We start from the raw sequence: 11,956 nt of genomic DNA, 5'->3' as shown, positions 1-11,956 counted from the left end.
TATCGCGCTATTATTCAACAGGAACTCAAAGAATATACGGAAATTCCCTATGCTCACGGAGATTTACAATGCCGTTTAATTATTAGTGAAGATAGGAATGATTTTTTATTAATTACTCAAGGATGGGAAGATGATGTACAAATTCATGGATGTCTAGTTCATATAGAGATTATTGGGGATAAAATCTGGATACATCGCGATGGTTTAGAAGATGGAATAGCATCCGATTTACTGAGAGGAGGTATTCCTATTTTTCAGTTATCAGTTATCAGTTATCAGCTTTTTCAGGAGTTTATGGATATAAATAAGAGCATTGCTATTTCAGTTATCAGTTAACTGATAACTGATTTGGTTGTGGATGCCCGACTTGGACAACTGAAACCTTATTACTGCAAATCAATTAAACTTTTATTCTTGGAATAGAAATTATGGCGAAAATACCTGTAGTAAAACGTCAAAAGCAAAAGTTTCGAGGATACAAGGAATATATTGATGGCGTTCCCCTAGAAATGGTATTAATCCCTGATGGAACCTTTACAATGGGCGCACCAGAATCTGAAGAGGGGAGGAAGCTTGCCAAATCCTCGAAAGTTCTAATGACGAAGAAGACAAAAAGCAATTCCAGAAAATTAAGTTCTGGGCTTACGAGAGACAACTTGGTGGAGAGTTAAAGGTTGACTATTTAATTAAGTTGAAGGGTGGTGACGACTCTAGTTTCAATACCTGGGAAATAAAGAGTGTGAAGAGTAATCACTTATGGGTCGAAAGAACTGGCTATAGAGTTAAGCCAGAAACCAGAAGGGTTAAGTTTAGCGATGTGGAAAAGATTTACACAAAATCCTGATTATGGGAAGGAATTTAATGACCCTCTCTAATAATATGAATTTTTATTACAGTTAAACCAGTTATTAAAAATTTGCCAATTTTACCTAACTTTAAGTAAGCTTTTTTGTACGGTTTTTGTACACATTTCCATGTTTTTTGATGTCCAGAATTAATCCATTGTCTACTTAGGAATAAAGATGAAGAAAGCTGAAAAGCTAGAAAGTCATTATGTTTAGGTAAAAGCGGGTAGGGGGAATCGAACCCCCATCATTAGCTTGGAAGGCTAAGGTTTTACCACTAAACTATACCCGCATCCATTTATTTAATATAGCACAGTTTTTCAAAATTGCAAGTAAATCAGCAAAAAATATTTTGGCCTTATCAACTTTAACTTATGGGACTTCGACTCACCACAAAGCCCAAAATATCTTCATCTATACCTTTCAACTTCAAATATCCGTACTTCTTAACCATCTGACTATCCAGAAATTGGGCTACTCTTGCTGATACCAAAATTGTATTCGGCTCTGCGGCCTCCTGTAAACGGGCTGCAATATTTACTGATGGACCAATAGCTGTATAATCAGACCGCTCTGGACCACCAAACATCCCCACTACAGCATTCCCCTGATGAATTCCACAACGAAACTTCACTGGAGGTACCCCATTGTCTCCAATCAACCTCAGACTTTGCCAGCGCTCATTCAACTTATCTAAAGCTTTCAACATTGCCTGAGCTGAAGCTACTGCTCGTCGCACTTGCTCATGTGGAGTCAACTCTTCAGGTGAGCCATAAATTGCCATCACAGCATCCCCCACAAACTTATCCACAGTACCACCATTAGCAAAAATAGCTCTTGTCATTTCTGCCAAATATTCATTTAATAATTCTGCGATCCGAGACGACTGCAAAATATTCGACATCCGAGTAAAACCCACAATATCGCTAAATAAAACTGTTACCAACCTTGGTTCTGGTGTCAAATCCAAAGCTAATTCTCCTTTTGCTGCTCGCTGCACCATTTCCGGTGGTAAAAACCGCCTTAATACTGATTCTGTTAAGTAAGAATTCAACTCTTGCACCTGTCGCTCATTTTCTTTCAAAACCAACAAATTTCTTACTTCTGCTAACAATTCTCTATCATTAAACGGTTTTGATAAATAAGCATCTGCACCTCTTTCTACTCCTTCAATTCTAGTATCTTCATCTGCTTTAGCGGTTAACAAAATAATCGGCGTACCTCGCAATTGTTGTTCTTCTCTAATCATTTTAATTAAATCCAAACCAGACACAACTGGCATCATTAAATCAGTTATGATTAGATGAGGATGATGAATTTGTGCAACTTCAAATCCCTCAGCTCCATCCCTAGCTAACACCACATTAAAGTTGGATTTTTGCAGAATTCTTGACACATAGTTTCTCAAATCTGGATTATCGTCTACCACCAAAATAGTAGCTACTGCCATATCATCATAATTAACTGTAGCAATATTTTCTTGTTTATCTACAGCTTGTAATTCCTCTGCTTCTTCTAACTCTGCTTCTACATCCGCCAACTCAACAGCTAACTTAGTCGCATCAAATTCTGCAGGTATTTCTGATACTTGTGCCACAGGTAAATGAGTGCTTCGTGTTGGCAACCAAACTTTAAAAGTAGTACCTTGACCATAAACTGATTCTACAGTTATTTGAGCACCATGAAGTTCTATTAATTCTTTGACTAAAGCCAAACCTAAACCACTTCCTTCATAAGAACGATTTGCTGAACCTTCTGCTTGCCGAAATCTTTCAAACAAAAAGGGAATTTGTTCTTGGCGAATGCCAATACCAGTGTCTTGTACCTTCAACAGACAATGTTCCCCACTAGATTCAATTGAAATCGTAATAGTACCTCCAGTGGGAGTAAACTTCATAGCATTTGAGAGCAAATTGTAGATAACTTTATCAAATTTTTCTATATCTAAATATACTGGTTGGCAATCATCACTAAAGTTTGTAACTAGGTTGATTTCTTTTTTCTGGCAGTAGGGAGCAAATGATTCGACAATATTACGACAAAGATCGACAAGACTACAGGGGCAAAAACAAGGCTGCATTCGTCCTGCATCAAGTCTTTGTAAATCTAGTAATTGATTAACTAATCTCAAGAGACGACGGGAATTACGCAGAGCGATCCCAGCAGGTTCTATAGGCAAATTTTGTTTGGAGTTCACTGCTTCCTCTAATAATCCAATCATTAGAGTCAGAGGAGTACGAAACTCATGGGAGATATTCTGGAAAAATTCTGTTTTGAGGCGGTCTACTTCTAGTAGTCTTTCTGCTTGTTCTCTGGTGGTTTGATAAAGACGGGATTGTTGAACGGCGATCGCCGCTTGGGAAGCTACTGCCTCAGCTAGTTCAATTTCTGAAGTTTGCCATTGGCGTTCATAAGAATTGTGGCGTAGAGAAATACTGCCAATAATCTTACCATCAACACTCAGAGGTACCACCATCAAAGCACGAGCATTAAAGCGTAATGGGAGTTGAGATTCATCAAATTCTCTATTTTTATTCAGATCGCTAATTGCTACCGTTGTTTTAGTTTTTAGCAATTCCATTAAAACAGGATTGCTACTAATAGGAACAAATGACTGAGGTAAGTTGATTGGAGTCAATAAGTCGTCATTATTATTAGAAACTTCTATTCCAACCACAGATTCATCTGAGAGAGGATCGGCTTCAGTAGAACTAACTGAAGATTGAGCTTGAGCATCATATAACCCCACACAATGAACATATTCATCCGCTTCCGTCCACAATGAGAGAACGCAACCATCTACTTGCAATGCTTGTCCTAACTGCTGAGTGATGGCAGCAAAAATATCTTTAGGGTTCAGACTAGAGCGAATGGCAGTGGTGATGGTATTGACCAGACTTTCTCGTTGGGCAAGACTGCTCAGTTGTTCATAAGCACGAACTTGAGATAGAGCTAGAGCAGCTTGATCGGCAACTGTAATTAAGAGTTGAACTTCATGGTCTTGCCAGTTCCGGTATTCCCCACACTGGTGCAGTGCTAAAACTGCAATTAAGTCTAATCGGGAAAATAGAGGCACAATTAGACTAGAACAGATATTTGCTGCTAGGTAAGCTTGTCGGCGTTGTTGAAGTTCTATAGTCTCTCCCTTTAGCCTTTCGTTATTTTGGATATCTGAAATGATTTCTACAGTATCTGTTTCCCAGATAATATGAGCCAAAATTTCTTGTGGTATTTTAGGGGGATAATTGTTGGCTGATTGTTCAGAGGTATTTTCTTGATTCTGGTAAACAACAAACCATTCGTCTTCTCCATGGCTATCTTGGAAAGGACAACATATCGCCAAACTCACTTCAAACATTTGACCAATACTTTCTACTATCCTCTGGAGCATCTGCCGATAATTGGGTGCAGAGCGAATAGTATTGGTAACTGCATATAGTAGAGATTCTTGCTGAAGGGCACGACGTAGTTCGTTAGTGTGAGATTTGAGGACATTGTGGGTGTCAACTGCCTGCTTTACTAATGCTTTGAGTTCCTCAGCATTCCAAGGTTTAGTCAGATATTTAAAGACTTTACCAGAGTTGATGGCTTCTACTAAGTCTTCTACGTCTGTGTAGCCAGTTAAAATAATCCTAATAGTATCAGGATATTGGTCAGCAGTAAGACTTAAGAATTCTGTACCACTCATTTTGGGCATTCGCTGGTCTGAAATAATTACAGCGACTACCCCAGATTTTTCCAGAATTTCCAGCGCTTCTGGCCCACTTTCGGCTCGCAGCACCTTGTAGTCTCGGAAAAAGGTGCGGTAAAGAAGGTCTAAATTATCTGGTTCATCATCGACAACCAAAATTTTCGGTTTAGGTTTTCTTTGTCTCAAATTCATGCACCGCTCTCCGTGCTTTCAGGGCAGTTATGATGAATTGTGCTGATTCGGGCACAGATGGATATAACTCCATTCCGCTTCGAGACCGATTAAGGAGGGCTTTTTATACCTATTTAATCAACCAAGAAGCCTATTTCTTCTCTTTGGTATTTGCCCCAGTCAAAAAGGCTACTTCAATGGTAATACTTGCTATTAAAACTTCAGTCTATTAAATTCATAATACCCACACATGAATATTTATTCCCAAGATTGAATTCTTGAAGATTTTCTAATAGTTTTGTGAATTTAGAACAAAAAATGTTTCTACTTAGAACAAAATTAACCTAAATTTCCTATATTTCATGAATTTTTAATCTTTATCAACATATTAGTCTTCTCGCATATAGCATATAGTAAATTAGACTTGTCGCTTTATAACTAAAAAAACTGGCAAACTCTTGTCATGTAAGGATTTTAGCTATTCCTAATTGAAAACGTCTGGAATTACTGCTGTGTCTTAATTTGAGCGATTTTTTCCATCTATTTAGGGACAAGTGTATTATAAGTGGCCTTTTTTTGTTCTCAACTACCCCCTTAATTTATTATACTAAAACCTCTCGGAGAACTTCTCAAGATCATCTGTTAATCTTAACCAGTTTCCTTGCAAAAATTAAGATTTATCTTTGTCTAGGCTTTAATCTGAAATTTTAGCAGAATATCTGCATTGTCAGGTCGGTTTTCGACTATTGACAACATGAAAGGCGACAAAATACAAGAGGAGTCCTATGATAATTTCAACTTACAGTATTAATTCGAAGGGTCTTGGTGTTCAATGTATTGCTTCAACTTCTCAACAGTAACACCATCATAACTAGACACATAACAACTGCTATTCCCAAGCACTTTTTTTCCCAATCAACTTTTTTAAGTTTCCTTTCCTGGGGAATGCTACGCAAACGGAATGCTGCGCAAACATTAGAAAAATTGTTAGACAAAAATTGTGCTAGCTCCTCTTTTCATTGAGTTTACTAACTTACTTAACTGTTGTTGTGGTAGCTACTGTTTCAGTATATGCACATGGTCAGCTTCACCATTAAATTCTATCAGTTTACAATTGTTCTTTTCTAGAGTCTTAAAAATTGTTTATTGAATAAAAGCTAACATTTCATTTTTCAAGACTTTTCTTCTATTTTTAGTCACTAACACCAAATGAGCATTAATATCTAAAATAGTTATAGCAATAGACTTTAAATCAATATTGACGAAAAGATACATATTATGTATACTAATAGGCAGTATATCAGATAATAGAAATGTTCACATTTTTAAAAATGAGGTTATACCAAAATACATAATAGCCTATCCAACTAGCAAAACAGTTTGGCTATTCAAGATTTGTATATAAGCATTTTTTAAATCTTTATAATCCAATATATCAACAGATTAGTCAAAAGTTAATTTAGACAAAATGCACTAACCAATTGCTTAAATTAAAATAGTTATCTTGACTAATAAAAGTATATAGTCAAAAGTGATAGCTATCTTAAAAAAAATCTAGATACCCCTTTTTAAAACTTTTTCCAAGGCTTATGTAGACATCTCAAGTTTATATGTAAATATAAGCAGGAATCAACAATTTATCCGGATAATTTTAAAGTATGCGATTGATTAATTAAGTTTTCTAAGATAGGTTAAATAATTCCTAAAATTCACAGGTATAATTGAAGGTAAATTTAAGTCTATTTTGTTTCAGGAAGTTGTCTGAGAATCTCTGAATAAAATGTAATACTAAAGCAGGGTCTAATATCATGTCCGGATGAACAGTTATAAATAATTAGGGAGGAGTTAGGAGTCAGGAGGGAGAAGAGGGGAAAAAAGAATATATCAGAAGTAGAAGGAGGATAAAGTTTTTCGTTTCGCGGAGCGACATGAAACGCGGAGCGGAACTTAGTTCTATCGCTAATTAAGCGGACATGATAGAAGTTGGTAGAGGCAATTAATTTTTAATAAATGAGGAAGCCAACTCCTTGAGCAATAGTGTTTTTCGGCATTTCCCAAAATGAATGGCATTGGGTGCTTCATATAGATATTTATATAGATATAGCTTGTGAGTGTATTGTGAACCCTTTCTTTTTTTTCTCAAAGTCTGTCAAACCTCAAGTCGGAAAATCCAATCAATTTTACTTTTCTATCCGCATTGCTAAACCACAGGATATCAAGAGTATTTCCGAAATCTTGACTAATAGTTTTCATTCTCGTGAAGGAATTATGAGCTATGTTTATCCTTTTTTACGACTAAGTATTTACGAAGATTTACGACATCGTATCCGCTCTAAAGGTGAGCATTATTTATGTATTGTTGCTATGGTTGTCAAAGATACTAAGTCTACTGAGAATTTATCTGCTATTGAAGGCCAGGATTTGGTGGGGACTGTGGAAATTAGTGTACGGTCGCGCCAGCCAAACGTAGTTTTATCGCTTCAGCAGAATGGACTTCTATCCCTCAATCCTTGGCAGTTAGATGATTTTGAGTATGCTTATTTGTCAAATTTGGCTGTTGATGCTGATTATCGACGATTAGGAATTGCTCAACAGTTGTTAAATTTTTGTGAACTTATGGTATCAGAATGGGGATTTTGTGACCTATATCTTCATGTATTGGAAAATAATCATACTGCCCGGAGGCTTTATTATAAAGCTGGTTACAGATTACAAGAAGTTGAGTGGACTTTTGGCTCTCTAGTATTTGGGCAACCCCGAAGGTTACTTTTGCGTAAATCTTTTTCAGATTAAGATTTAAGTATCAAGAATAAGTTATTTAGCTTTTGAAAATTAGATGAAAAAAAGGGAACAGGTATGGAGGGAACAGGGAACAGAAAAGCACCCAAATTCTAGGTTTCATGCATAATACTCTAAGATCCCTAGTTGAGTTTTTATACAAATATCACTACTTGTACACGACTACCAAAAATTTCGGCTTAATTAACTAACTATCTTTTTAGATAAATTCCTCTTTTGAGGAAGAGTAATTTTTTGGTACTGTTATCGATATTTACTATATTATTGAGTCGTGCAACGAGGAAAAAACATGAACAGTCTTATCACTAACTTTTTCAGCAATGTGTGGCATAAGTTCCCACACCAAATATCTAAGTTAGTAGGTACATTAGTAATAACATTTTTCTTACTGTTGATCGGCACAATTTTTATACCAGTACCTTTCGCCCACGCAGCAATGGTCTTATACTGTGATGGATTGGATGCTGGTGGCAATCCTTATACAGCAACCTATGTAGATGGATTGTTTACTGAAGTCCGGTTTGATCGTTCTCCAGATTTACCCCCTGTAGTCTCGGAATTAACCTACGATACTGTAAATGAGCAAGGTCAACCAATTTACCGAGGTGGTTACTTAGGAGCAGCAGATGTAGTTCTTATCGATCTATCAGGAGGTAATGTCAAACCTGGTTCGGAAGTATCAGTATCAGTTGACAATGGGTGGAATCTAGAAAGGGGTATTTGTGGAGTATAGTTAAGTAAGTTGTAGGGTGTGTCAGTTTCTTACACCCTAAAATTATTATTTGATTAAATACATGATTGACATCTCCAGGGGTTGAAACACCCTGGATTGTGTGGTTAGTCCACCGCAAATGGGATTAATCCACATTTGCTTAAAGCCTGAACGGCAGACTTCTAAACTCCTCGACATAGACCGAAATCTAGCTGTGAGTTTACTTTTTTTTGTTAGCTAAAAGAGTGGTTTTACTCGCACTGGTTGGATCAATAAATCGCTGCTTTAGCTGCCTGCTTGCTTTCAGCCGTCGTAGGAAATTAATTCCCCTTACAGGTGTCCACCGGAATTTCACCGCACTAGCTAGAGGTCATGGCGACAAACCTTGTTCGGTCTTCCTCTATTATAACATTATAAAAGATTTTTACTCCGCTTTATTACCCGCGTGTCGTTATTCAACCAGGGGATAAATCTTCCGGGAACTTTCCTCCCGACGTTTTTTGTGTTTTTAGGGGTAATAACCCACATCAAGTTAAATAAAATAGTTCTAATTAGGGTTAGCTGAAAAAGTTTTCTGGTGTCTGGTGAAAGTAGGGAAAGCCACATCTGGGAATAAGGAAGAGTTTTCCCATCCTTTAACTCAATTGCTCTACAACTTTATCCTCTAAAAGTTGATAAATTTTGATAGCATCAAAGCTTATTTTTGGCAGTTGCTCAATTTTTTCAAAGTTTCAAAAGCTTCATGTATCATAGTTGTAATTTGATTCAGTAAGTTATAATTAGACTTGATTTTACTTGAATTTGAAGATTTGATGCCAAATTATTTCACACAAAAACTACTACACTATAAATATACAGTTTTACTCCTTTTAGTCCTGAATAGTAATGATGAATGGTGGCTAAAATGCCAACTATACTGTTACCAAAATAATTACAATGCACCACTACCTACTCCTTTTAGTCCTGCATAGTAATGATGAATGGTGGCTGAAATGCCGACTACACTGTTACCGAAATAATTACAATGCACCACTACCGAATTTTAATCTTAATAAAAATTAACTTTAAGAGCGATATATTAAACACAATAAATTAATTAATCATACAATGCTAAATGAAGTTCAAGTCAAATTTAGCTCGGGAATCTTCACATAAGTTAATCAAAAAATAACACTAGGCAATTACTGTATTTAATAGTTATATTGTAAAGGAGTTAAAATATAGTTTTAACCCACCCTTGACGCTTACTCTAAACTCAAGTCCTCAAAATATAACTGTTATAAAAGGAGAACTTGATGAAGTGGCCTTGGTATAAATTCCCTACTCCCATTGCATTGTTAAAATTACTTGGATTTCGTAAAAAATTAAGAGAAGAAAACCTTCATAATACGGCACAATTACCTACTCAAGATGATATCGAGTTACCTTTACCTCTACCTGGCGATCGCCATTTAGTTGTGCGTACTGCTGATGGTAGTTTTAATGACGTGAAGTTCTCTCCCGTTAAATCGGAGATTATAACGGGAGCTTCTAAAACAAAGATAATTGAATCCAAGTCCCAGAAGTTTCTTGCTTCTCAGGCTAACCAACGTCTAAGCCTCCGCAAGCAGGCAAGATGATACCCACCTCGCATAATGCTTTATTCAGTATGTTTCGTGCTGCATTTTCATCCCTATCCAAAACTGTTCCACATTTCGGACAAGAATGAGTTCTAACTGACAAAGTTTTAGGTACTTTATGACCACAATTTGAACAATTTTGTGATGTATTGTGAGGGTTGACTTTAATAACATGAACACCGCGTTTTACCGCTACTGCCTTCAATTTTTCAATAAAAGCTCCCCAGGCTACATCATAAATAGATTTTGATAGTTTAGTATTTCTAGCTAAACCTTTAATGTTAAGGTCTTCGACGGCAATTAAGTCATACTCTTTAACTAATTTATGAGCAGTTTTATAGTGGAAATATTCTCTTTGCCTCGCAATATGTTGATGTAACCTCGCAACTCTGTTCTGTGCCTTTTTCCAGTTATTAGAACCAATTTCTTTTCTATCTGCTTTTCGTTGTTTTCTTGCTAAATTAGATTGAGATTTTCTATAGAAATTAGGAACAGGAACAGTCTCGCCAATATTAGTAGTTAAAAACTCTTTTAAGCCTACATCAATACCTATAGCATTCTGGAGATTGCCAACAGAAATTGGAGTCGGAACTGACTTGTCTTCCAAACTAAAGCTCACATAATAACCATCAGCTTTTTTAGTTATGGTTGCAGTTTTAATATTGAAACCTTCTGGAATGGCTCTGTGGGCTATGACAGGAATAGCGCCAAGCCTGCTGATAATGATTTGTTTGCCATCAAACTTAACTGCTGCTTTAGGGTGATTAACTCGACTAAACCCGAGCGACCTTAACCTCCCTGATTTCTTAAATCTTGGACGCCCTCCACGTTTACCAGTTTTATCGGGTATTAGCCAACGTTTCCAAGCTTTATCAAGTCTTTGTAAGTTAATTTGTTGCACTTCAGAATAGATTTCTTTGTAATCAGGAAAGAGAATCTTCGTTTGCTTAAGTGCTGATTGCTGAAAATAATAATCTGGCCTGCTAGGAATCTCACCAATAGGACACGAAATCAATGAGCAACGGTCTATCGGACATCTCGTTCTATTCAACCAATCTAGTCTTTGACCATTAGCATAATTCCAATGTCTTCGTAACAGTTCTAGCCAATAATCAATTTTGACTGACTGTTCACAAGTGGGCTTGATTTTATAGCAATAAGTAATTATCATATTTTGATTGTACATTTACTGCTGTATTATGTCAAGTAACTATAACAAAGGTTTTAGGTCTGTTTACTCTCTTACTGCTCATGTCGTATTTGTTACTAAATACCGAAAGAAAGTAATTACTTCTGAGATACTACAGCAATTAAACAACATATTTGATGAAACCTGCAAAAAGTGGGAGTGTGAGCTAGTAGAGTTTAATGGTGAAGTTGACCATGTTCACTTGTTAATCGCATTTAACCCAAAAGTTCAACTGAGTAAATTTATAGCAAATCTCAAAACTGTTTCTAGTAGGTTGATCCGCAGGGACTTTGCTGATTACCTAGCTAGGTTTTACAGGAAACCTTTACTGTGGACTGGTTCTTATTTTGTTGCTAGCTGCGGAGGTGTAACTATTGAGCAATTAAAGCAATATGTTGAACATCAATCGACACCTACATAACCTCGTTGTCGGCAATTCCCCTCCCGTTAAATCGGAGATTATAACGGGAGACCCCTTGCCGAATCAAGTTGGGGCAACATTTCAAGAATCTTTTTGGTCGTGTGGGAGACGGCGAACTGCTGAGTGGTATTATTGCTTCTCCTACTGACCATCATACAGCTCCTTACTATTTAACTGAAGAATTTGTCTCTGTGTATCGAATGCACCCATTAATGCCAGATGAATTGAAATTTTATTCGGTTAAAAACGGGAATTTATTACAAAAGAATAATCTATTTGAAGTTTCTGGTAATAGTACTAGAAATCTTTTAGAAAATTTAGCAATGCCAGATTTATTTTACTCATTTGGTATTAGTCATCCAGGAGCAATTACTTTATATAATTATCCAAGTTTTCTCCAGCAACTTGTAAGAGATAATGGTGAAGTTTTTGATTTAGCTGCTGTAGATATTTTGCGAGACCGGGAGCGGGGTGTTCCTCGTTATAATGATTTTAGAGAATTGATTGGA

Annotated in this window: 12 protein-coding genes and 1 tRNA gene; 9 read left to right on the top strand and 4 right to left on the bottom strand. The window is 36.5% G+C overall.

Annotated features, from left to right (window positions below; genetic code table 11):
- A partial coding sequence (locus tag F6K22_RS15315; protein WP_363273622.1) for an element excision factor XisI family protein occupies window positions 1-336 on the top strand: 336 nt, incomplete at its 5' end.
- A gap of 92 nt (window positions 337-428) precedes the next feature.
- A complete protein-coding gene (locus F6K22_RS15310) occupies window positions 429-671 on the top strand; it encodes a hypothetical protein (protein ID WP_293099199.1) in 243 nt (80 codons plus the stop codon).
- Between the two features lie 395 nt (window positions 672-1,066).
- On the opposite strand, the gene F6K22_RS15305 is transcribed toward F6K22_RS15310, so the two are convergent.
- From F6K22_RS15305 to F6K22_RS42105, 3 genes are all read right to left on the bottom strand, one after another.
- Window positions 1,067-1,137, bottom strand: a tRNA-Gly gene (locus F6K22_RS15305).
- A 75-nt stretch (window positions 1,138-1,212) separates the two neighbouring features.
- Window positions 1,213-4,728 (bottom strand): response regulator, encoded by a 3,516-nt coding sequence (locus F6K22_RS15300; RefSeq protein WP_293099196.1) that lies wholly within the window; start codon window positions 4,726-4,728, stop codon window positions 1,213-1,215.
- Window positions 4,729-5,763: 1,035 nt separating this feature from the next.
- On the bottom strand, window positions 5,764-5,847 hold the full coding sequence (locus tag F6K22_RS42105; protein ID WP_363273626.1) for a transposase: 84 nt from the start codon (window positions 5,845-5,847) through the stop codon (window positions 5,764-5,766).
- A 221-nt stretch (window positions 5,848-6,068) separates the two neighbouring features.
- Here F6K22_RS42105 and F6K22_RS42100 point away from each other — a divergent pair, with 221 nt between their 5' ends.
- The 5 genes from F6K22_RS42100 (at window position 6,069) to F6K22_RS15280 (ending at window position 9,837) form a co-directional block, all read left to right on the top strand.
- Window positions 6,069-6,170 carry a helix-turn-helix domain-containing protein gene (locus tag F6K22_RS42100; RefSeq protein WP_363273624.1) on the top strand — a complete coding sequence of 34 codons (102 nt, stop codon included), beginning with the start codon at window positions 6,069-6,071 and terminating at the stop codon, window positions 6,168-6,170.
- A 574-nt stretch (window positions 6,171-6,744) separates the two neighbouring features.
- Window positions 6,745-7,500 (top strand): GNAT family N-acetyltransferase, encoded by a 756-nt coding sequence (locus F6K22_RS15295; RefSeq protein ID WP_293099193.1) that lies wholly within the window; start codon window positions 6,745-6,747, stop codon window positions 7,498-7,500.
- Window positions 7,501-7,795: 295 nt separating this feature from the next.
- Window positions 7,796-8,239 (top strand): hypothetical protein, encoded by a 444-nt coding sequence (locus tag F6K22_RS15290; protein ID WP_293099190.1) that lies wholly within the window; start codon window positions 7,796-7,798, stop codon window positions 8,237-8,239.
- A 764-nt stretch (window positions 8,240-9,003) separates the two neighbouring features.
- On the top strand, window positions 9,004-9,189 hold the full coding sequence (locus F6K22_RS15285) for a hypothetical protein (RefSeq protein WP_293099187.1): 186 nt from the start codon (window positions 9,004-9,006) through the stop codon (window positions 9,187-9,189).
- Window positions 9,190-9,513: 324 nt separating this feature from the next.
- Window positions 9,514-9,837, top strand: a complete 324-nt coding sequence (locus F6K22_RS15280; RefSeq protein ID WP_293099184.1) for a hypothetical protein — start codon at window positions 9,514-9,516, stop codon at window positions 9,835-9,837.
- On the opposite strand, the gene F6K22_RS15275 is transcribed toward F6K22_RS15280, so the two are convergent.
- Window positions 9,800-11,008, bottom strand: a complete 1,209-nt coding sequence (locus F6K22_RS15275) for an RNA-guided endonuclease InsQ/TnpB family protein (RefSeq protein ID WP_293099181.1) — start codon at window positions 11,006-11,008, stop codon at window positions 9,800-9,802. The genes F6K22_RS15280 and F6K22_RS15275 overlap by 38 nt on opposite strands.
- Window positions 11,009-11,036: 28 nt before the next feature.
- Here F6K22_RS15275 and tnpA point away from each other — a divergent pair, with 28 nt between their 5' ends.
- Window positions 11,037-11,447, top strand: coding sequence for an IS200/IS605 family transposase (gene tnpA, locus F6K22_RS15270; RefSeq protein WP_293099179.1), 411 nt, complete (start codon window positions 11,037-11,039; stop codon window positions 11,445-11,447).
- Between the two features lie 68 nt (window positions 11,448-11,515).
- Window positions 11,516-11,956, top strand: a 441-nt coding sequence (locus F6K22_RS15265) for a peroxidase family protein (protein WP_293099176.1), incomplete at its 3' end; no start/stop codon positions are given.

It is taken from the genome of Okeania sp. SIO2F4 (assembly GCF_010672385.1).
Taxonomy (GTDB): Bacteria; Cyanobacteriota; Cyanobacteriia; order Cyanobacteriales; family Microcoleaceae; genus Trichodesmium.
Note: the sequence above shows the minus strand (reverse complement) of the source record. Positions and strands in the feature narration are given on the sequence as shown.